This window comes from Acrocarpospora catenulata, assembly GCF_018476525.1.
GTDB classification, from domain to species: domain Bacteria; phylum Actinomycetota; class Actinomycetes; order Streptosporangiales; family Streptosporangiaceae; genus Acrocarpospora; species Acrocarpospora catenulata.
Genome location: NZ_JAHCST010000051.1, coordinates 16,629 through 37,068 on the forward strand (window position 1 = coordinate 16,629; position 20,440 = coordinate 37,068).

Consider the following 20,440-nt stretch of genomic DNA (forward strand, 5'->3'; position numbering starts at 1 on the left):
TTGTTGATCGCCATCCCGGTGCAGGAACGAATACCCTGATGTTGTGACTGAGCGAAGCGCCGGCGAAACCTACGGGGCTCTGCGAGCTTCGGACGCGGACCGTGAAGCGGTTTCGGAGCGTCTACGTGTGGCCGCCGGCGAGGGCCGGATCACCCTGGACGAGTTAGAGGCCAGGCTGGAGAGCGCGTACGCCGCCAAAACCTATGCCGAGCTTGACGCGCTGGTTGTAGACTTCCCGCAGAGCCCGTCAGCGATGACCATTGGCCAGCCGCTGGTTCTTGAGACCCGTTCCGGGACGATCAAACAATTACGTCGCTGGGTGGTGCCCGAGCGAATCATAGCCAACGTGACGATGGGCAGAATCACGATCGACTTCACCGAGGCGGTGTGCCGCCACCGAGAGGTACGCCTTGAGGCCACCTGCGGCTCGGGCAGAATCCTCGTCATCGTGCCACGCAGATGGATCGCCGTGGTTGACGGCCTAGTCACGGGCATGGGCCACGTGATCAACAACGCGAACAGCGCAGCCGACCTGGACGTGGCGACGACGCTACTGGTAAGCGGCAAGGTCGGCATGGGCCGAATCAAGATCAAGTACCCGGCTCGCTGACAAGGACGGCGACCGCACCGGCAAGCCACATCCTTTCCATCTGGGCTTTCTCTGCCGTGCGGCACTGCATACGAGATGAGCGGCTGTGGCGGGCCTGCAGTCTCCGTTGATCACCGTTCGATCTGGCATACAGCCGGCACGGATGGCGCTTCTTACCGGTGCTGCGGGGTGTCCGCCAAGATGCGTTCCAGGGTGAGTTTGCCCATCCGGCTCATGACCGGATTGGTTTCGAGGTAATACCAGACAACCCCCATCGCCTGTATGAAGGCCCACGCTTTGCCTCGCTCCCATTCGAGGTCGTCGCACCCGAGGTCCAGGCGGAGCACCTCTCGCGGCCCGGCCTCGAGCAGATGCCAGGCACCCACGAGATCCACAGCAGGGTCGGCCGGCCCGAAGCCGCCAACGTCGAGAATCCCGGCCAGCCGCCCGGCGGACACAAGCACGTTGCCGGGAATCAGATCACCGTGGGTCATCACGTCGGCCGCTTTGCCCGGCAGACTCCGCAAGTCTTTCCACATTCGGCGAAGCCGTGGAACGTCCAGGAGTGCTTCACTGTGCTCGAAACAGGTTTCCATCCACCCGTCGTGGGTTTGAAGGTCGCCGCCTCGACCGTTGCCACCAAACGTGCGGCCACGCGTGTCGATTGTGCGCAGATCGTTGATGAGATCGGCCATGTCCTGCGCAAATGCGACTGATTCACCGGGGTCCTCGTCGGTGGCCACGACGCCGGCCAGCCAAGTCTGCACCGACCACGGCAGCGGATATCCCGCCCCCGGTTCACCGAGCGCGATCGGTTCCGGCGTGGGAAACCGCGTGCGACCCATCAGCTCGCGGGCTGCTTCCGCTTCGGCCTCCAGCCCTCGCCGCGTCGACTCGACAGGCCCAGGCAGTAGCGGAAACCGAGCTGCGAACCGGTCGCCTATGCGAAAGATGGCGTTGACCGTCCCCTGAGCGGCGATGCTCGTGACAGGCAGGCTCCGCCACTCCGGAAACTGCTCATCCACCAACATGCGCACTGTCTCAGGCGACACCGTCAGCTGGTCGGCATGCATCTTCACCCCAAGAGCGTTCCGCGTCCCAGCCTCCTGCCGCAACGCGTTTTCCGCCCGCCTGGTCTCCCGGCCGCTTGACTACCCAGCACGCATCCGCCGGGCCCCCCGCCCCACCGCAGAGCAGCAGCGGCCCGGCGACGAAGCACCTCTACGCTGCCAACGACGGCAGCCGGAGTTCTCGGAATGTTGTGGCACCGCAATTCCGAGAAACATTGTCGTAGTGCATGTCCGTTGACAGGCGATCGTGGAAACGGATCAGAAATTGGTGAGGGAGTAGAACCACCAGTAAGCGAGGAGCGCCATCAGGAGCAGGCTGGCGATAAAGATCCCCAATGTGATGCCGAAGAGTCTGCCGCCTGGACCCCGAAACCTCAAGAAGGCTCCCACGAGCGCCCCGAGCACGGGTAGCCCGATCAGAATGAGAACCGGAACGGAGAGCTGCCGCAGGCCGAACTCGCTGACCTCGATCACGATGCGGCGAACCGGCATGACCATAAGGACTGTGCTCAGCAAGATGAGGATGAAAGCGATGGGCTTGTAGTTCGGCCCGCTGGCATCTGACGGATCGGCGGTCATGGTGACTGGATGCTGGCACCGATAGGGCGCAGCGTCAAGACCGGTGATGGGGCGGCAATCACGGGACTTATGCCAGTAGTCCTGATGGAAAAGGCGAGACGAGGTCGGGGCCGCCGAGCGGCCTTCAAGGGTGCAACGGCTGCCCTAGCAGTCAGCCCTCCCGGCGGAAGACACAGGTGAATGCTTGGCGAAAGTGGAGCATTGTGGAGCCGCCAACGCTCTCCACCATGCGATCGAGCCGCCATCCTTCCTGTTCGATAATTTCGATCTCTTCGGCAAGGCTCCATGCCGTCGTGCTCTGGTCATGGTTCTTGACCTCGGCGACGATTCGGGCGATATAGATCTGGTGTCCCCGTTCCCTGGCACGTCGCGCGTCGAGCACAAGAGGCGGCTGGTCATCGTTGCCAAAGAGCACCACGGCTGACCTCTTTCAGCGAGACACCTTGGAAGATCGATCATGCAGTCAGACGACTATTCATGCCGAATCGTTCCGCAAAGCTCCTAACCAAGCAGGGAGTCCCAGCGCCTCCCGTGGCGAACGGAGAAGCCGACTACACGCACGATCGCCGGTCCCCCAGCCACCTTCGCGAGCCTGCGATGGGTGAGGTGAGCACGCTTCGCCGTGGTGACCTCGACCTGGACGCACGGGACCCGGGGCCTTCGTCGAGCGCTCGACGGGTGAGCTGGTTCTCGGCCCGCCCAAGTGGGCCCGGCACCGACGGGTAGAGAGTCCGGCGCGGGGCTCAAGACCTCATGGGCCAGATGGGACACGACAACGTCAGGGGGCGATCCCGCCTTTGGCCGACGGTCATCCGATCCGCCTTCATCCATACACGCACAGGAGGCTCGATGCCCGACAAGACCGTCCGAGATAAAGCCCTCTGCTACATCGTCCAAGACGGCCAACTCCTTGTATTCCGCCACTTGGACTACAGCTACGAAGAAGTCGGCATACAAGTACCCGCCGGTACGGTGAACCCTGGAGAGGACCCTGCGAGCGCCGCACTACGCGAAGCACAGGAGGAGACCGGCCTCACCCAGCTCACCATCGTGCGCAAGCTCGGGACAGTCGATTACGACATCACCCCATACCGTCCCGAGATACAACGCCGCCACATCTTCCAACTCGCCCTCCACCAGGACACCCCCCAACGGTGGACAAGCCAAGAAGACAATGACGGGACCAGCCAACAACCCATCCGTTTCGAATGCTTCTGGATCCCCCTCGAACACGGACACGTCCTGCAAGCCGGCCAAGGCGCCCTAGTCTCGCGCCTCTTCGACGAGTAGACCCGCCTCCGGCCGTGGGCGCTCCGGCTCCGGCTGATCGCGGTGCCGGACCTGGGGCCATGGCTGGCTGAGGTACGGCAGCAGCACACCCGTTCCGAGCGGGATCGGTCGCGTAGTCTCGGCGACGAAGCGCAGGCAATCGAGCGGATCGAAGTGCGGCAGCCACGGTGGGAAGTCAAAGTGGCGTGCCTTCGAGCTTGCTGGGCTCGACTGTGATCAGGTCGAGGTTCGTGTTGTTCCTCCGCGATGCTGCCAGGCATTTGTGTTCACCTCACTGCGCGGTCACGATTGCGAGATGGCGGATCTGGATTTCTTCATTGATGTGGTCGTCAGCGGCGCAGTGCTAGGGGTGGGTCTGAGTGAATCACCGCACGACGTGACTTGCACGCTGGGCAGCGACTACCTGGAGGATCGTAGCCACGGCAGGATGCGACGCGATTACGGCCTTGTTGAGTTCTTCTGGGAGCGGCGGTCCGAATCTGATCCCTGGCTTGCGACCGGCTTCACCGTGCAAACGCATCGCTTGGAGTCCGTCGAGGTGGCCGAGGAACTCATCCGCAGGTACGGGCTGCTAGATCGGCAGTTGAGGTTCGCTCAGCTAAACGCCGAATTGGAGCGCCTCGGCTATCGCCTGGAAGAGATCACTGGGAACACCGATTTGGATTACCGGCAGTACTGGCTTGCCGAGTCTCGGATATCCGTCGTCACCACAGGCTCGTGTGGGGAGTCAATGGATACTGGCAGTGTCTGGTCGATCAGTGCGCCCCACCCGCCCGAAGCCGTAGTCGCCGTACGCTTGGGTGCCAAGCGTCAGGCGATCAAGGATGGGCTGGCCCACCTCCTGCGACTCGGCGATCACGAGCGCCAACGCTGGTTGGATCGCCGTCAGCCGGAACCGAGCGGCCGAGTCAATTGGTGGCTGTATCTGCTCCTGGTCGTTGACTCGTACCTTAGTGACCGACCACGGAGGCGACCCGACTGGGTGGAGCTAAGGCTCTGGTTGCTTGATCAGGGACGTGTTCGACGTGTTTTCACCCAAGCGGAGTTCGCTGAGAAGCTGGCGTACTTCGTGGTCGGCATGCGCAGCAAGGGGGTCGAGTTGGCGCTGCTGCCTTCCGCCGATGACGTCGTCCGTGCTTGCCTTGACGCCATCCCGGTCGGTCTGGACCGGATCGTGATGCTCGACGACCGTCGAGACCTGCGCAAACTCGATATCACGCAGATGCGCCAGTCCAGTAAGGCAAAACAATTGGTCCGCGCTGCCCAATTGCATCTGGACGGCGTCCAGGATGAGCGCCTTGCCGGCGAGCTACGCAAGTGGATCGATGTCAAGCCGAGACTGGTCTAGTACTTGTTCATCGGTGTGAGCGTCCACTTATGCGTGTGTTAAGAGGATCTCTTCCTATCGGGACCATTCCGGGCGTGATAGCTGCTCTGTCGAGGGCGAAGACGAAGAGAAGCAGAGTCTCTGTTTGCGTGCGGGAGCCCGTCCGGAGCTCCTTCAGGTTCCTGAGGTTGCTGTGCTCGTCTGATCGCGCACGGCCTTGATCCCCAGCGCGGCTGGAATGAGATGCCCCGGACACCACTGGGACGTGTGGGCGCGAACCTCATGTGGGAGGTCGCCCACGAACCGCTCTGCCGGGCCACAGCGCGGGCGATCAGGTGATCGTCGCGGATGGGGTCGCCGTCCGGCCAAGGCGGCTGTGAGATGGCGACGGTCCGCCAGATGTTCGGTCGGCGGATCGCCATCCGCTCCAGGACGCGTTACCGTGCCCAACATCCACGTGAATGCAAGGATAAACGCCTATATTTCCTTGCATTTGCGAGGATATTCTGCCTTTTCCTTGGTCAAGTGCGTAAGGGGCAGGCTGGCCGGGCATCCTCTTGGGCGGTCGATGAGGAGGCAGGCATGCTGCCTGGGACAGTGCGTTTGGACGGGGACGTACGGGTGCGAAGCTCGATCAGCGTCGCGGATCTTCGTTCGTTGCCCCAGCATGACGTAGAAGTCTCGTTCCTGTGCCGTACGTCGGGGGTGCGGCGGCATCGTTTCACCGGGCCGCTGCTGGTGGAGGTGGTCCGGGCGGCCGAACCCGACTTCGATCCCGCTGACCGGCTGCGGTTCCTGGTCTCGGTCCTGGGCCGGGACGGGCACCATGCTGTGCTGTCGTGGGGTGAGATCGACCCGGAGTTCGCGGGGGTAGCGGCTGTGCTCGGCACCACGATGGACGGCAGCGTGCTGGACGAGCAGGGTCCGCACCTGGTGGTTCCCGGCGACCGCTGCGGCGGCCGGCATATCAGCCGTGTCACCGAGATCCGCGTCTGGTCCGACGATCTGCTGTGGGCCCGCTCACCCTGCCTCACCATGGATCACGGCTGGCCGGACGGGGAAGGGAAGGAGCAACCGATCGGGGGAGTCCAGCCATGAAACTCAGCGCACGCAACAAGATCCCCGCCCGCGTCACGGCCATCACCGCGGGCGAGGCCACCGCCAACGTAGAACTCGACGCCGACGGCGTCCGCCTGGTCGCGTCGATCACCGTGGAAGCGGCCGAAGACCTGGGCCTTCATGTGGGCTCCGAGGTGCTGGCCGTGGTGAAGTCATCAGACGTGATCCTGGCCGTGACGGACTGAAGATGGCCTATTTGTTCTCGTACGGCACACTTCAGCTGGACAGGGTCCAGCTCACCCAGTTCGGAAGGCTCTTGGACGGGCGGCCTGACGCGCTGCCGGGATACCGGATGACGATGATCCAGATCACCGATCCGGTGGTCGTCGAGGCCAGTGGGTCGGACCTGCATCCGCTGGTCAGGTCGGCGGACACCGATGCCGAGGTGGTCGGCACCGTGTTCGAGGTCACCGACGCCGAACTCACCGCCGCCGACGCGTACGAGGTCGACGACTACGCACGCGCCGAGGTCACGCTTCGATCCGGGACGCGCGCCTGGGTCTATCTATGCCGTGATGAGGTGTATTGATCCCAGGAAATCCTGGTCGGACCCGGGCGGCGTCATACTCGGTGGGCGCAATGGCGGGGGGAGCCGCTGATGCGAGCGTACCGAAGTGGCAGGTGACACGATCATGGGGACCGCCGGAGGTGTGAACACATGGTTGACGATCAGATGATTCGGCATCTCCTGCGAGGGTTGCCGGTGTTCGCGGACGAGTTGCCCATCTTCGATGTCGATGACGCGCCCGCCTCTCCGGTCGCGCTCTTCATGGTGTGGCTGAAAGCCGCGATCGAGGCCGGGGTGCCTGAGCCGCACGCGATGACCCTATCGACCGCCGACGTCGCCGGACGACCGTCCTCGCGCGTGCTGATCTGCAAGGACGTCGATGCGGACGGCCGTTGGTATTTCGCCACCAACAGCGCCAGCCGCAAGGGCCGGGAACTGTCGGCCAACGGTCACGCGGCGTTGAACTTCTACTGGCCGCGCCAGGGCCGTCAGATCCGTGTCCGGGGACCGGTACAGACGACCGGCCCAGAACGCAGTGGCGCCGACTTTCTGGCCCGATCCCCCAGCTCACGCGCGGAGGCGCTGGTGGGCCGGCAGTCCGAGATCCTGGCCGACCCGGGGGAGCTTGCCACCGCCGTAGCGGAGGCCCAGGCAAGGCTCGCCGACGCCCCCGGCCTGGTCGCCAAGGACTGGACACTGTACGCAGTGAGCGCCGAAGAGGTGGAGTTCTGGCAAGCCGACCGCGAGCGTTGCCACATCCGACTGCAGTACGTACGCGCCGACGCCTCCTGGGCCCGCCACCGGCTCTGGCCTTAGGCCAATGCGCAACGCGAGGCCATCTGGTCCTTCAAACCACCGCGTCGTCTGGGACGAAACATTCCCGCGTTGCCGCTACCGGGCTACACCGGGGCCGCTCGGCTCGGGGCGAAGCGAAGGGCCGGTCTGCCCAGCATTGACTCGTCACCTCGATTAATGGCAGCCGATCTTCGAGGATTGTGACCTGCTGTAAAATTGCGTCGTTTTGATCACCCCCAGGGCTACCGTGGCCGCGTGACTCAAGGCGACGAACGTGGACACGGTCCTGTCGAGCCAGTGGTCCGGCAGGAATTCTCAGTTGTGCTCATCGGCAAGACGGGCGATCTCGTCTACGGTTTCAATCGGCAGGCTGATGCCGATGTCCCACGTCTCGTCATCGCGACCGATGAGGATGGCCGCCTGGTCCTCCTGCACTGTCCAGAAGACTGGAGAGCCAGCGCAGATGCCAACTGCGAGTGACCGTCGCGAGTCCCAGTCCGCCCTCCTGATATCGCGGAGACGAACCAAGTCCGCCACAGGCGCCCAGATGTTGAGTTCCCATGTCTCGGTCTGGAGCTTCACCACAACCGCGGAGCCGCCGGAATCGTTCAGCATCACGCCAACCACGCGGCCATGATCGCACTGGACGTCTTCTGATGGCACGCGAAGGCCGAACAGCCCCGAAACAATCAAGGCCCGGGTCTGAATTGACGTCCTGACCTGAGCGTTCGCGCATTGAGCGGATGACGGGAACCCAATCCGCCTTGTCCGTCGGCGTTGGTCACATGGATGGGCGGATCGGTGGGGGGACTCGAACCGTTCGCCTATCTGCTTGAGCCGGTGGAACTGGACTGAACATCGTCTTCGCTGGGCTGCAATGGAGGAACGGACTCTTGGAGCGTGGATCGCTCCCAGCCTGCTATGGCGGCCGGCCACCACTCGCGATCGTCAGCACTCGCAGACTTGAGGGCCAGTGTGGCGAGATGGCGGGCGATGCCGTTGGTGTCGGTGTCTTCCACGTTGCTGAGGACGACTACCTCGATGTCATCATCGGGCAGGTACATGTTGCTCGCCGCGTAGCCCTGGAGAAGACCTGGGTGGTACCGGAGCCGGTGTCCGTGGAGCCGGTCGACGAGCCAGCCGAAGGCGTACGCGCTCGACGGCAGGTTGAGGCAGCCGTTGGCGGGGCACGGTGCCTGTGGCGTGAAGGCCAGTTTGACGGTGCCGGGTGGCGCGACCCGGTGCGAGCCGAACGCCCGGTCCCAGCGGGCGATGTCGTCGGCGGTGGCATAGATGCCGGTCGCGGAGAACGCCTGGGAGCCGTTGATGGGCGGGGCCGGTGATCCGACTGTGAAGTAGCCCTTCGCGTACCCGGCGGGCGGATTTCCCCTGCTGTAGCCGGTGTGCCGAAGGCCCAGCGGGCCGGTGATCTCTTCGTGCAGTACGGTGCCGTACGGCTTGCGCGTCACCGACTGGATGATCGCCCCGGCCAGGACGTAGCCGCCATTGCTGTACTTCCAGCTGGTGCCGGGCTTGAAGTCCAGCGGCCTGTTCACGAACCGATGGATGATCTCCCGGGTCGTGGTCGGTTGCGAGAGCTTGAAATAGAAGCCGGGTAGCTGCTGGATGTCGGGGATGCCGGAGGTGTGCGTCAGGATCTCGCGGATCGTGATGGGCCGCCACGCGTGCGGGCAGCTCCTGATGTATCCCGGGATGAGATACGGACAGATCCGGTCGTCCAGACCAAGCAGCCCACGGTCGCGCAGCTTCAGCATGATCATCGAGGTGAACTGTTTGGTGACCGAGGCGATCCGGAAGACCGTGTCCGGCCGGTTGGGGATGTGCCTTTTCGCGTCGGCCGGACCGGCGGCGAAACGCACCAGCACCTCCCCGCGCCGTACTACCAGCGCCGTGCCGGTGAACTGCTTCTTCGCGGCCAGATCCCGCAGGTAAGCCCGCATCGCCGCAGTGGTCCGATCACTTGGCGGGTCCGATTTCTGGTTGGGATGGCTCATGTCGGCGGATATGGCGATGGCGGGAGTGCCCATGGGCATGGCCACACCAGTTAGCGCGGCGCCGACCGCAAGAAACCAGACAATATTAGGGCGCTTGGGCATTCTCTCCCCCTGGAACGTGCCGCTGTCCCGAAATTTGGACATGTCCCGAATTGGGCGAGTGTCGTTCGAGAACGTCGGCGAGCCATTCTTCTGGAGACTTGCTTACCGTTCGCCAGAGCCAGAAACGACGATAGACGCCTTTTTCCTTCTGCATACCTCTTTGTTGGTGCTACTCGATAGTCGCTGGCCAGCTCACCAAAATGTCAGCTATTTCCTGAATCAATCCCCATCCGCTGACCGGGCCATATCCAGTGCATGGGGCGGCGGGCACACCCGGCTTGCCGACCCTGCGGGCCGTCGGACAGCGTGACCAGCACCTTCCCGGTCGCGGCGTCGATCACGGTCGCGGCGAATCGAGGTCGTGGTGGAGGCCGCGGCCGCGCCGCAGCGACAGGCACTGCCGCGCGGTCGAAGAATCGGTGCCAGCCTGGGACCGTCTCTCGGCCTCCTTTCAACTCTGGGGGAAGTGACAGGCCACCTGGTGTCCGTCGCCGGTGTCGGTCAGCGCGGGTACGTCGGTGGCGCACACGTCACGGGCCTTCCAGCAGCGGGTGCGGAAGCGGCAGCCCGAGGGCGGGGACACCGGGCTGGGCGGGTCGCCGCCCAGCACGATGCGGGTACGGGCGCGCTCGGCCCGGGGGTCGGGGATCGGCACCGCGGACAGCAGCGCGTGGGTGTAGGGGTGAAGCGGCGCGGCGTACAGGGCGTCGGCCGGTGCCTGCTCGACGATCCGGCCGAGGTACATCACCGCGACCTCGTCGCTGATGTGCCGCACCACCGACAGGTCGTGGGCGATGAAGACGTAGGTCAGGCCGAACTCGTCCTGCAGGTCCCGCAGCAGGTTGAGCACTCCTGCCTGCACGCTGACGTCCAGTGCGCTGACCGGCTCGTCCAGCACCAGGATGCCGGGCTCGACGGCGAGGGCGCGGGCGATCCCGATCCGCTGCCGCTGCCCGCCGGAGAACTCTCCGGGGAAGCGTCCCGCGTGCGCGGGGTGGAGGCCGACCAGGTCGAGCAGTTCGCGCGCTCGCTCCTCCCGGCGTCCGGCGTGCAGGCCGTGGATGGCCAGCGGTTCGGTGAGCGCGGATCGCACGCTCAGGCGGGGGTTCAGCGAGGCGTAGGGGTCCTGGAAGACGAGCTGGATCTGGCGGCGCAGTTCCCGCAGTTCCCGGCCGCGTGCGGTGGCGATGTCCGCGCCGTTGACCAGGACCCGCCCGTGAGCGGGGGTCATCAGCCTGACCAGGCACCGTGCCAGGGTGCTCTTGCCGCACCCGCTCTCGCCCACCAGGCCGAGCGTGCGTGCGCGCGGCACCGTGAAGCCGACCCCGGACACCGCCTGGACCGTGGGGGCCTGGGCGGGGGTACGGCGAGACCAGGGGCGGGGTCCGCTCCGGCCGCCGAGACGGTACTCCGCCACCAGTCCGGTGACGTCGACGGCGGGCGCGCTCACCGGGCCATTCCTTCGATCTCGTGGACACGTACGCATGCCGTGGCGTGCCCTTCGCCCACCTCCAGGTAGCGCGGCTCGCCCACGCCGCACGCGGCCGGTTCGCCGTGCTCGCAACGGGGCAGGAACCGGCATCCGGCCATGCGCGCGGCGGGCGAGGGAGGCTGCCCCGGGATGTACGGAAGCCGGGCCACCCGCCGGTCGACGCGGGGCAGGGAGCCGAGGAGCCCGGCCGTGTAGGGGTGCGAGGGCCGGTAGAAGATCGACTCGACCGGCCCCTCCTCCACCTTGCGGCCGGCGTACATCACCATCACCCGGTCGGCCAGCCCGGCGACGACGCCGAGGTCGTGGGTGATCAGCACCACCGAGGTCCGGGTGCGGTCCTGTACGCGCCGGATGGTGTCCAGGACCTGGGCCTGCACGGTCACGTCCAGGGCGGTGGTGGGCTCGTCGGCGATCAGCACGTCCGGTTCGTTGGCGATGCCCATCGCGATCAGCACGCGCTGCCGCATCCCGCCGGAGAACTCGTGCGGGTACTGGCCCAGCCGCGTGGCAGGGGAGGGGATGCCGACCAGGTCCAGCAGCTCGGCCGCCCGCTCGCGCAGCGCCCTGGCGGGCGCGGCCCGGTCGTGTACGTCCATCGCCTCGACCAGTTGCGCGCCGATCGTCATCATCGGGTTCAGCGCGGCGAGCGCGTCCTGGAAGATGATCGCGATGTCCCGCCCGCGTACCTCGCGCAGCTCGCGTTCGCGCAGCCCGAGCAGTTCCCTGCCGTTGAGCCGGACCGAGCCGGTGACCCGCGCCGATCCGGGCAGCAGCCCCATGATCGCCGTCGAGGCGGCGCTCTTGCCCGAGCCCGACTCGCCCACGATGCCGAGCGTCTGCCCGGCGCCGAGGGTGAAGGTCAGCCCCTCGACGGCCGTGACGAAGCCGGCGTCGGCCTGGTAGCGGACGGTCAGGTCGTGGACGGTGAGTACGTCGCCCGCCGTCATCGTCGCCTCCTTTGTACGTCGAAGGCGTCGCGGAGCCCGTCGCCCACGAAGTTCACCGCGAGCACGGTGAGCAGGATCGCCACCCCCGGCGCGTACAGCAGGTAAACCTTGGTGGTGCCGATGAGGCCCGCGGCCTGGCTGAGCATGTTGCCCCAGCTCGACTCGGGCGGCTGGACGCCGAAACCGAGGAAGCTGAGCGTCGATTCGAGGATGATGGCGGCCGCGACCGCCAGGGACATGTTGACCACGATCACGCCGACCAGGTTCGGCAGCAGGTGCCGGACGATGATCCTCAGGTCGGAGGCGCCGAGGACCCGGGCGGCCTCGATGAACTCCTTCTCCCGCAGGCTGAGCACCTGCGAGCGGACGACGCGGGCGATCGTGGTCCAGCCGATGCCGGTCAGCACCAGGATGATCGTGAGCGGGGAGGAGCCGAGCCCCTGCAGCGCCATGGCCAGGACGGCGATGGCCGGCACGATCAGGAACAGGTCGGTCACCCGCATGATCACCTCATCCGCCCAGCCGCGGGCGTATCCGGCGATCGCGCCGAGCAGCGTACCGATGGCGGTGGACAGCACGGCCACGGAAAGGCCGATCGCCAGGGAGAGCCGGCCGGCGTAAAGGATCTCGCTCAGGTAGTCGCGGCCCAGGTCGTCGGTGCCGAGCCAGTGCTCCGGCGCGGGAGGCGTGGCCCCGAGCAGCAGGTCCTGGGCGTTGCGCGGATGGGGCGCGACCCACTCGGCGCCGAAACAGGCCACCAGCAGGGTCAGCAGCACGAGCAGCCCGAGCACGGCGATCCGGTGCCGGAAGAACCGGCCGGCGGTGCGGCGGGCCAGGCTCGGGTCGGTGGGCACGGCCGGGGGAGGAAGGGTCATCGCAGCGCCACCCGGGGGTCGAGCGCGGCGTACCCGACGTCGGCGAGCAGGTTGAGCAGGATCATGGCCAGGGCGGTGACGAGCATCCACGGGAGCAGGACGAACACGTCGCCCGCGATCAAGGAGTCCAGGAACAGCCGTCCCATGCCGGGGATGGAGTAGATCTGCTCGGTCACCACCAGCCCGCCGACCAGGATCGCCGAGTCCAGGGCCACGACCGTGACGAACGGCGCCAGCGAGTTGCGCAGCGCGTGGCGGATGAACACCTGCCTGCGCGGCACCCCTTTCGCGCGGGCCGTGCGCACGTAGTCGCTGGACAGCGCCTCCAGCAGCGAGGCCCTGCTGAAGCGCGACCAGCTCGCGACCAGTCCCACGGTGAGCGTGAGGACCGGCAGGGCCAGGTGGCGGAAGTAGTCGGCGTTGATCCCGCTGTGCCCGGGGGAGTGCAGGCCGACGAAGTACAGCGGAGGCTCGGCCAGGCCGAACCGCAGGCGCGGCCACACCGACAGCGCCTGGATCAGGATGAGGCCACACCAGAACGGCGGCAGAGCGACGCCCAGGTAGGACAGGCCGGTGAACAGGTGGTCGCCCGGCGAGTACTGCCGCGCGGCGGAGTAGACGCCGATCGCCAGGGCCAGCAGCGCGGCGAACAGCACACCCCAGAGGATGAGCTGGAGCGTCGTGCCCAAGGCCGAGGCGATCATCGGCAGGACGGCGCCGCCGGTCCTGGTGCTCATCCCCCAGTCGCCGGTGAGGAACGCCTTCATCCACAGCCCGTACTGCTCGGCGATCGAGCGGTCAAGACCGAGGCGGGCCACCTGCTCCGCCACGACGGCCGGGTCCCGGCTCTGCCGCAGCTTGGCCAGGGGGTCGAACGTGGCGCGTACCGCGACGAACAGGATGAATGACGCGAGGACCACCACCGGCAGTGAGTACAGCAGGCGCCGCCCCGCGAAGGTCAGCACGCCGGGCCTCCGGACGCTCCCACGGGCCTCACTGCGCCAGGCCCCATTGCTCCAGGTTCCACCACGGTCCCTCAGCCGGGTTGATGCTGATCGGGCCGCCGACCTTGCCGCTCCACAGCAGGATGGTGGGCACGGCACTCATCGGGATCGAGGGCACCTCGGCGGCGATGAGCTCGTCGGCCTTGACCGATGCCGCCTTGCGCGCCTGCTCGTCGAGTTCCGTGGCCACCTGGTCGAGCAGGTCGTCCAGGCCGGTCACCTTTGTACGCATGAAGTTGATGCCGGGGATGGTCGTGGTGTGCATCATGTAGGTGCCCCAGATGGATCCGCCGCAGGTCGCGATCCAGTCAGTGCAGTCGGGTTCCTGTTCGGCTCCGATGACGATGCCGCCGCCCTTGCGGACCGGCTTGTCGGCAACCGGCTGGGTGGCGGGGGTGTTCTGCGCCGGTGTGGAGCACCCGGCCGCGAGGACGGACAGGACGGCCGGACCGGCCAGTGTCACCCCCGGAGATGACGGCTTCGAGGGGGATACGTGCGATTGCTTCATGCGCCGGGCCTTCCGTAACACACCGCCGAATGGGCGGAAGGTGTCCCATATGGTAAGGAGCGCGTGTTTCGATAGCAATATGCTTAGGCAAAGTCATAGTCAATGACGATGACTTGCACTTAGGCCGGTGTTTGGGCATCGTCAGGACGAGTAGGCACGTGGTAGTGACGAGGAAGGAACCAAGTGGGGACCAGCTCGCGCCGCGAACCCGAGAGCACCTCCAAGAGCGCCTCGACGGGGCGTACGCGCAGGGCGCGCGACAGCCTCAGCCGGCAGATCATCGTGGCGGCGGCGGAGAAGGTCGCGACGCGTGACGGGCTGGACGGCCTGACCTTCCAGGCCCTGGGCAAGGAGCTCGACGCGCATCCGACCTCGATCTACCGGCACTTCCGTGACAAGGACGAGCTCGTGCTCGAGCTCATCGACAACCTGCGGGCGCGCTCGTACGGCGGCACGCTGAAGAAGACCGACTCCTGGCGCGACGACCTGCGGACGATCGCGCAACGCGTCCACGAGCACTTCATGCGCTACCCCGAGTTCGCCCTCCAGATGGCCGCGCGCACGACCCGCAGGCCCACCGAGTTCGCCAACGTCGAGTTCGCCCTGGACGCGCTGCTGCGCGCCGGCCTGCCCCCGGAGGAGGCGGCGCTGCACCTGCGGGTCTTCGGCAACGTCGTACGGTCGCTGTCGGCCATGGAGGCCGGCCTGATGGCGCTGGACCCGGAGAGCCGGGTCCGCGACGAACTGGCCTGGCAGGTGGAATACCGCCAGCTCCCGGCCGAGGAGTTCCCGGTCATCTCCTCGATGGCCGAGCACCTCGCCCGCATCGGCGACCCGCGCATCTTCGACCTGGCGGTCGAGCTCTACCTCGACGCGATCGAACTGCGCGCCAACCGCGCGCGCGCCGAGCGCGACGCGGTCAGCCCGGCGGAACCAGAGCGCTGATCACGCCCGCCACCAGCGCGACGCGCTCGCCGATCGCGGCCGCGTCGACCCACTCGTTCCGTGCGTGCGCTCCCCCGCCCAGGGGGCCCAGACCGTCCAGGGTGGGGACGCCGAGGGCCGCGGTGAAGTTGCCGTCGGAGGCCCCGCCGACCCACGCCTCGGCCGGTGGCGGCAGTCCCGCGGCGCGTGCCACCCGCCTGGCCGTCTCCAGCAGGCCGGCCGACAGATCGCGTTCCAGCGGCGGCCGGTTGATGCCGCCGGTGCGCAGGATCGCGGCCTCGGGCAGGCGCGGCCGGAGCTCTGCCATCGCCCGGTCCACCCGGCGCAGTTCCTCCAGATGCCAGGACCGTACGTCCACGTCGATGCGCGCGCTCTCGGGGACGCTGTTCACGGTCGTTCCCGCCATGGCGACGGTCGGGGTGACCGTGGTGCCGCGCTCGGGGTCGCCCAGATTCGCGATGGCCAGCACCTGATGGGCGAGCTCCACCAGGGCGTTGACGCCGCTCTCGGGCTCCAGGCCCGCGTGGGCCGCGCGCCCCTCGATCGTGATCTGGTACATCGCGCACCCCTTGCGGGCCGTCTTGACCGCGCCGTCGGCGCTCGGCTCCAGCACCAGCACCGCCGAGCACCCGCGCACCACCTCCTCCAGCAGCTCCCGGGAGGTGGGCGAGCCGACCTCCTCATCCCCGGTCACCAGCATCCGTACGCCGCCGGTCACCCCCGCCGCGGCCAGCGACTCCATCGCCAGCACAAGTCCGGCCTTCATGTCGAACACCCCGGGCCCGGTGACCCGCCCGTCCCGCACCACGCACGGCCATCCGGCCAGCGTTCCGCGCGGCCACACGGTGTCGGCGTGTCCCAGGAGCAGCACCGGCTTCCCGGCGGCGGGGCGTCCCTCCCAGTACAGATGGGGTACGCCGTTGCGGAGGACGCGCACGGGCGTCCCCAGGCCGGGCGGCGCCCACTCGGTGAGCAGTTCGTAGCACGCCTCAAGCCCGGCACGGTCCCGGGAGGGCGACTCGATCGCAACCAGTTCGGCGAGCCGGCGTACCGGCCGGTCGGTGGACGTCATCACGAATCGCTCCCGTCGCGCGGCCGGCAGAAGCCGGACAGCGCCTCGATCACCTCTGCCGGCGCCTCCTCGCAGACGTAGTGGTCCGCTGGCACGGCGACGCCTTCGACCTGCTCCGCGTACTCCCGCCAGACGGCGGTCACGTCGAAGTTGCGGCCCACGTAGCTGTGCGCGCCCCACAGCGCGAGCACGGGCACCCGTACCAGGTCGCGGTCCGCGCGGTCGGCGCGGTCGTGGTCCAGGTCGATCCCGGCGGCGGCGCGGTAGTCGGCGCACGACGCCCGGATCGCGGCCTCGTCGAAGCAGCGCTCGTACTCGGCCATGGCGCGCTCGTCGAAGGGCCAGGCGCCCGCGTGCCGTCCCGCGAACCGGCTGCGCAGCCAGGCCTGGTGGTCGGCCAGGATCATCCGCTCCGGCAGGCCGGACCCCTGGGACAGGAAGAACCAGTGGAAGTAGCTCGACGCCATCGCCCGGTCCACGTTCTCGAACATGTGCAGCGTCGGCACGATGTCCAGCACCGCGAGCGCGTGCACGCGCTCGGGGAAGTCGAGCGCCATCCGGTGCGCCACCCGCCCGCCCCGGTCGTGGCCGGCGACCGCGAAACGCGTGAAACCGAGCGAGCGCATCAGGATCACCTGGTCGGCGGCCATGGCTCGCTTGGCGTACGTCCCGGCTCCTGGCGTGTCTTCCGGCTTGTCGCTGTCACCGTATCCGCGCAGGTCGGCGACGATCACGGTGTGGTCCCGGGCGAGCGACGGCGCCACCCGGTGCCACATCGCCCGCGTCTGCGGGTAGCCGTGCAGGAGCAGGACGGGCGGCCCCGACCCGCCCGCGAGGGCCCGGACGCGTACGCCGCCGTCATCGGACTCAACCGGCTCGAAGCCGGGGAACAGCGCCGTCACGCAGGCACCGCCGCGTGCCGCAGCCGCTCGACGATCGCGTCGCACACCTCATCGGTGGACAGAGCGCCGCCCAGGTCGGGCGTCACATCCCCCGCGAGCACGGTCTGCTCGAGCACCTCGGTGAGCTGCGCCGCGGCGGCGGTCTCGCCCAGATGCTCCAGCATCAGCGCGGCGGACCAGATCTGCCCGATCGGGTTGGCGATCCCGGTGCCGGCGATGTCCGGGGCCGACCCGTGGATCGGTTCGAACATGGACGGATGCCGCCGGGTCGGGTCGATGTTGCCGCAAGGCGCGATCCCGATGCCGCCGGCGAGCGCGGCGGTGAGGTCGCTGAGGATGTCGCCGAGCAGGTTCGAGGCGAGGATGACGTCGAAGCGCCGGGGGTCCAGGACGAGCAGCGCGGCCAGGGCGTCGACGTGGTAGCGGGTCAACTCGACGCCGGGGTGGTCCCGCGCGACCTCCTCCACCACCTCGTCCCAGAACGGCATGGTGTGCACGATGCCGTTGGACTTGGTCGCCGAGGCCACCTTGCCCGAGCGACGCTCGGCCAACTCGAACGCGTGCCTCGCGATGCGTTCCACGCCCCGGCGGGTGAAGACGGCTTCCTGCACCGCGAACTCCTCCGGCGTGCCGGTGAACATCCTGCCGCCGACCTGGCTGTACTCGCCCTCGGTGTTCTCACGCACCACCACGAGGTCGAAGGGCCGGTCATCGCGCAGCGGCAGGCGCGTGCCCGGCAGGGGACGCACCGGCCGCAGCGCGACGTACTGATCAAAGCGCCGCCTGATCGGCACGAGGAGCCCCCACAGCGAGACGTGGTCCGGCACGTCCGGCGCACCGACGGCACCGAGCAGGATGGCGTCCGCCCCCGCCAGGAGCTCCAAACCGTCCTCCGGCATCATCCGGCCGGTCTCGCCGAAGTACGCGCACCCCCAGGGGTAGTCGGTCCAGCGCAGCCGGAAGCCATGCGGGCCAGCCAGAGCATCAAGCACCCGCCGGGCGGCAGGGACGGTCTCCTGGCCAATGCCGTCGCCCGGAATGGCCGCGATGTCATATTCGCGCATGCGTTCTCCTGTCCCGCTTAGCAAGGCGGTTAGTCTACGTCATTGACTATGGAATGACCAGAGTACGGCGGGCACGCATCGATCGCCCTGACTAGAAGCAGTTACGCGCGGGAAGTCGCTCGCGCGCTACCCCGACTGGGACACCTGGTTACGCCGGTGGTCCTGACATGAGTAGGGTCGCGGCCATGAGTTTGGAAGGTCACCCGATCGTCGGTGATGTCTGTGCGGAATGTGGTGAGCCCCGGGATCGGCATGATCGGCATGTCCGATTCCGCCTCCCGGATCCTGTGCTGGGACTTGATGAGGCTGAGCGCGAGGCTCTCACGTGGAGCACTGACGACATGATGCAGGTGCAGGGCTATGGCGCGTTCATCCGCTGCCTCCTGCCGGTGTCGTTGACCGGAGGCTACAGCGTGACCTTCGCTGTCTGGCTGGGCGTGCATCCGGATGTGTTGCAGAAGGCGTATGCGGTCTGGTGGGAACCGGAGTACGCGACCTTGAAGCTGTCCGGGGTGCTGGCTAATGCGATCCCTCCGTGGGGAGACCAAGTCATGGCGGCCCCAGCAGAGGCAGTCGTTCGAGACCGCGAGCAACTGCCGTATATCACGCGTAGCCCGCATGCAGTCCTGTCAGATGTCCTTCGCCGCGAGTGGCCGCATGCCGATGTGCTGCGCATGGTGCCGTAGAGAAAAGGAGAAGACGGAGAGCGGTCCCCAGGTCGCACGCGCAGAGGCCCGGATCTCATCGCCTCGAAAGCGATAAAGGCAGGTTTGGTGCATGGCAGGCCTGAGCCGCTATGCGATCCCTCCGTACTCAAATCTACGAATTCATACTTCCTACACTGGCTGAACTCTGAACGATCCGGTTAGGCCGTTGGGCACACGGATGATCAAGACGGCTGAAGCCATTGCCGGTGCACGTTGAGCAGGCCGGTCTTTTCCAGAGGGAGCATTCCGTCTCCGTACTGGCGGAGCCGCGCATAAGCCTGGCGGAGATCGGTGAGTGCGGGGAAATGGCCGAGTTGGATGGCGAGGGTGAGGACATTTTCGATTCACCGCGTCGAGGACGCAGATCTCGTCGCGGGGATCGGGCACGCGTCAGGCATCCTCGGGGGTCGCGCGGGCTCGGGTGAGGAGGCGTGCGAGATCGGCGTGGCGGACCGACTCGGGGCGCGGGGTGATACCGGCGTCAGCAAGGCCGATCTCGAGATCGGTTGGGTCGTGGCCTTCCAGCGTGGCCAGTGCCCGGATACCGAGCCGTCCGGTGCGGTAGGCGGTGGTGGCGCGTTCGAGGACGCGGCGGGGTGGACGCGGGGTGCGGGCGATCTCCTGCTCGCGTTCGTACTGGCGGCCCCAGCCGTAGCGGCGGGCGAGCTGGGCCCCGGTCGGTCCGCGCAGTTCGTTGACACGGGCGAGGCTGAGCAGGCCCATGTGCTGTACCTGGATAAGGATCACCGTGAGGCTGACACCGAAGTGTCATCTGCGGCTGGTGCTGGGCCGTGCTCCGCGGGTCTGGCGTGGTCGAGCGGGAGAATCGTCAGGTGTTCGACTTCGGGGTGCCCGGCTACAGGCCGCAGTGGATGACCGGTCTGTCGGTGGTGATGGCAGCTCAGGGGATTAGGTTGGCTGGGCTTGTGGGGCGGCGGCTGTCGCGCGTGCTGGTGGTTTGGGACCCGGACGAGGATGAGTGGTTCGCGGACGGGTTGGTGCTGCTGGACTTCGACGGTGAGCAGGTCGAGATCGTTCATCAGAGGTTTCACGATGTGTCGATCACCTGGAACACGGTTGATCCGGCTCAGCCCATGGACTGGGCGGGGGAGGGTTTCCGGCTTGTGTGGCGCGACGATGCCTTTCGGGAGGTGGCCGCGTTGGAAGGACAGGAACTGAGGGCTGTAGAGCTTCTTGACTGGGTGGGCGATGACATAGCCAAAGGGACGGTGGCGCTCAGCTTCGTGTTTCCACAGGGTCGGATCACGGTGTACAACGCACTGGATGAGAACGGTATCGAGTTCGATCCTCCTGACCTTCGATACGACCGCCACGTAGTTGGAGAAGCGGAAGAGCCAAAAGGCGATATGGCTCGCGACAGGGAGCAAGCCTGAGGGCTGGTCTGTTTGTTTGAAAACGAACGCGCGCTGTCATCTCGGGAGCATGTGGATCACGGCCCGTAGAGGCGCTGACCAGCTACCGGGGCCGGCGGATGCCCACGAGCATTCCGAGGCTCAACACCATTCCTCG

Annotated in this window: 24 protein-coding genes; 10 read left to right on the forward strand and 14 right to left on the reverse strand. The window is 66.9% G+C overall.

Translation table 11 applies throughout. The annotated features are described in order from the left end of the window. Window positions 1-43 precede the first annotated feature (43 nt). Window positions 44-610: a DUF1707 SHOCT-like domain-containing protein gene (locus KIP79_RS34860; RefSeq protein WP_308170047.1), complete on the forward strand. Its 567-nt coding sequence runs from the start codon at window positions 44-46 to the stop codon at window positions 608-610. Between the two features lie 152 nt (window positions 611-762). Here the strand turns inward: KIP79_RS34860 and KIP79_RS34865 are convergent, their stop codons facing one another. The 3 genes from KIP79_RS34865 to KIP79_RS34875 form a co-directional block, all read right to left on the reverse strand. Next, window positions 763-1,662: an aminoglycoside phosphotransferase family protein gene (locus KIP79_RS34865; protein WP_250214339.1), complete on the reverse strand. Its 900-nt coding sequence runs from the start codon at window positions 1,660-1,662 to the stop codon at window positions 763-765. Window positions 1,663-1,917: 255 nt separating this feature from the next. Beyond that, window positions 1,918-2,238 carry a hypothetical protein gene (locus KIP79_RS34870; RefSeq protein ID WP_214109239.1) on the reverse strand — a complete coding sequence of 107 codons (321 nt, stop codon included), beginning with the start codon at window positions 2,236-2,238 and terminating at the stop codon, window positions 1,918-1,920. A gap of 151 nt (window positions 2,239-2,389) precedes the next feature. Next, window positions 2,390-2,656: a hypothetical protein gene (locus tag KIP79_RS34875; protein WP_214109240.1), complete on the reverse strand. Its 267-nt coding sequence runs from the start codon at window positions 2,654-2,656 to the stop codon at window positions 2,390-2,392. Between the two features lie 431 nt (window positions 2,657-3,087). On the opposite strand from KIP79_RS34875, the gene KIP79_RS34880 reads away from it, so the two are divergent. From KIP79_RS34880 to KIP79_RS34905, 6 genes are all read left to right on the forward strand, one after another. Next, a complete protein-coding gene (locus KIP79_RS34880; RefSeq protein ID WP_214109241.1) occupies window positions 3,088-3,528 on the forward strand; it encodes an NUDIX hydrolase in 441 nt (146 codons plus the stop codon). Window positions 3,529-3,823: 295 nt separating this feature from the next. Then, window positions 3,824-4,876: a hypothetical protein gene (locus tag KIP79_RS34885; RefSeq protein WP_214109242.1), complete on the forward strand. Its 1,053-nt coding sequence runs from the start codon at window positions 3,824-3,826 to the stop codon at window positions 4,874-4,876. A gap of 561 nt (window positions 4,877-5,437) precedes the next feature. Next, window positions 5,438-5,953, forward strand: a complete 516-nt coding sequence (locus KIP79_RS34890; RefSeq protein WP_214109243.1) for a molybdopterin-binding protein — start codon at window positions 5,438-5,440, stop codon at window positions 5,951-5,953. Further along, on the forward strand, window positions 5,950-6,159 hold the full coding sequence (locus tag KIP79_RS34895; protein ID WP_214109244.1) for a TOBE domain-containing protein: 210 nt from the start codon (window positions 5,950-5,952) through the stop codon (window positions 6,157-6,159). The genes KIP79_RS34890 and KIP79_RS34895 overlap by 4 nt, the downstream gene beginning before the upstream one ends. Before the next feature lie 2 nt (window positions 6,160-6,161). Further along, complete coding sequence (locus KIP79_RS34900) at window positions 6,162-6,503, forward strand: gamma-glutamylcyclotransferase family protein (RefSeq protein WP_214109245.1); 342 nt, start codon at window positions 6,162-6,164, stop codon at window positions 6,501-6,503. Window positions 6,504-6,632: 129 nt separating this feature from the next. Beyond that, on the forward strand, window positions 6,633-7,298 hold the full coding sequence (locus KIP79_RS34905) for a pyridoxine/pyridoxamine 5'-phosphate oxidase (RefSeq protein WP_214109246.1): 666 nt from the start codon (window positions 6,633-6,635) through the stop codon (window positions 7,296-7,298). Between the two features lie 294 nt (window positions 7,299-7,592). On the opposite strand, the gene KIP79_RS34910 is transcribed toward KIP79_RS34905, so the two are convergent. The 7 genes from KIP79_RS34910 to KIP79_RS34940 all read right to left on the reverse strand — a co-directional run bounded on the left by KIP79_RS34910 (window position 7,593) and on the right by KIP79_RS34940 (window position 14,175). Then, the gene (locus KIP79_RS34910) at window positions 7,593-7,904 is read right to left on the reverse strand and encodes a hypothetical protein (protein WP_214109247.1); all 312 of its coding nucleotides are present in this window, start codon (window positions 7,902-7,904) and stop codon (window positions 7,593-7,595) included. A gap of 197 nt (window positions 7,905-8,101) precedes the next feature. After that, entirely contained in the window at window positions 8,102-9,436 is a 1,335-nt protein-coding gene (locus tag KIP79_RS34915) for a serine hydrolase domain-containing protein (RefSeq protein WP_214109248.1), read from the reverse strand. A gap of 409 nt (window positions 9,437-9,845) precedes the next feature. After that, window positions 9,846-10,844, reverse strand: a complete 999-nt coding sequence (locus KIP79_RS34920) for an ABC transporter ATP-binding protein (RefSeq protein ID WP_308170048.1) — start codon at window positions 10,842-10,844, stop codon at window positions 9,846-9,848. Continuing rightward, on the reverse strand, window positions 10,841-11,833 hold the full coding sequence (locus tag KIP79_RS34925) for an ABC transporter ATP-binding protein (RefSeq protein WP_214109250.1): 993 nt from the start codon (window positions 11,831-11,833) through the stop codon (window positions 10,841-10,843). Before KIP79_RS34925 ends, KIP79_RS34920 begins: the two co-directional genes overlap by 4 nt. Next, on the reverse strand, window positions 11,830-12,708 hold the full coding sequence (locus KIP79_RS34930) for an ABC transporter permease (RefSeq protein ID WP_214109251.1): 879 nt from the start codon (window positions 12,706-12,708) through the stop codon (window positions 11,830-11,832). The genes KIP79_RS34925 and KIP79_RS34930 overlap by 4 nt, the downstream gene beginning before the upstream one ends. After that, window positions 12,705-13,673, reverse strand: a complete 969-nt coding sequence (locus KIP79_RS34935; protein ID WP_214109252.1) for an ABC transporter permease — start codon at window positions 13,671-13,673, stop codon at window positions 12,705-12,707. The genes KIP79_RS34930 and KIP79_RS34935 overlap by 4 nt, the downstream gene beginning before the upstream one ends. Before the next feature lie 28 nt (window positions 13,674-13,701). Next, entirely contained in the window at window positions 13,702-14,175 is a 474-nt protein-coding gene (locus KIP79_RS34940; RefSeq protein ID WP_214109253.1) for a hypothetical protein, read from the reverse strand. A 228-nt stretch (window positions 14,176-14,403) separates the two neighbouring features. Here KIP79_RS34940 and KIP79_RS49790 point away from each other — a divergent pair, with 228 nt between their 5' ends. Continuing rightward, complete coding sequence (locus tag KIP79_RS49790; protein ID WP_214109254.1) at window positions 14,404-15,165, forward strand: TetR/AcrR family transcriptional regulator; 762 nt, start codon at window positions 14,404-14,406, stop codon at window positions 15,163-15,165. On the opposite strand, the gene KIP79_RS34950 is transcribed toward KIP79_RS49790, so the two are convergent. From KIP79_RS34950 to KIP79_RS34960, 3 genes are read right to left on the reverse strand one after another with little or no spacing between them, the layout of a single operon-like run. Next, window positions 15,140-16,237, reverse strand: a complete 1,098-nt coding sequence (locus tag KIP79_RS34950; RefSeq protein WP_214109255.1) for a M20 family metallopeptidase — start codon at window positions 16,235-16,237, stop codon at window positions 15,140-15,142. The genes KIP79_RS49790 and KIP79_RS34950 overlap by 26 nt on opposite strands. Further along, window positions 16,237-17,139, reverse strand: a complete 903-nt coding sequence (locus KIP79_RS34955) for an alpha/beta fold hydrolase (protein WP_214109256.1) — start codon at window positions 17,137-17,139, stop codon at window positions 16,237-16,239. The genes KIP79_RS34950 and KIP79_RS34955 overlap by 1 nt, the downstream gene beginning before the upstream one ends. Then, on the reverse strand, window positions 17,136-18,203 hold the full coding sequence (locus KIP79_RS34960) for a tartrate dehydrogenase (RefSeq protein ID WP_214109257.1): 1,068 nt from the start codon (window positions 18,201-18,203) through the stop codon (window positions 17,136-17,138). The genes KIP79_RS34955 and KIP79_RS34960 overlap by 4 nt, the downstream gene beginning before the upstream one ends. A 185-nt stretch (window positions 18,204-18,388) precedes the next feature. Here KIP79_RS34960 and KIP79_RS34965 point away from each other — a divergent pair, with 185 nt between their 5' ends. Next, window positions 18,389-18,889 carry a DUF2199 domain-containing protein gene (locus KIP79_RS34965; protein ID WP_214109258.1) on the forward strand — a complete coding sequence of 167 codons (501 nt, stop codon included), beginning with the start codon at window positions 18,389-18,391 and terminating at the stop codon, window positions 18,887-18,889. 411 nt (window positions 18,890-19,300) lie between these two features. Here KIP79_RS34965 and KIP79_RS34970 read toward each other — a convergent pair whose 3' ends face one another. Further along, window positions 19,301-19,633 carry a hypothetical protein gene (locus KIP79_RS34970; protein ID WP_214109259.1) on the reverse strand — a complete coding sequence of 111 codons (333 nt, stop codon included), beginning with the start codon at window positions 19,631-19,633 and terminating at the stop codon, window positions 19,301-19,303. Between the two features lie 86 nt (window positions 19,634-19,719). On the opposite strand from KIP79_RS34970, the gene KIP79_RS34975 reads away from it, so the two are divergent. Next, window positions 19,720-20,304, forward strand: coding sequence for a hypothetical protein (locus KIP79_RS34975; RefSeq protein ID WP_214109260.1), 585 nt, complete (start codon window positions 19,720-19,722; stop codon window positions 20,302-20,304). The last annotated feature ends 136 nt before the right edge of the window (window positions 20,305-20,440 follow it).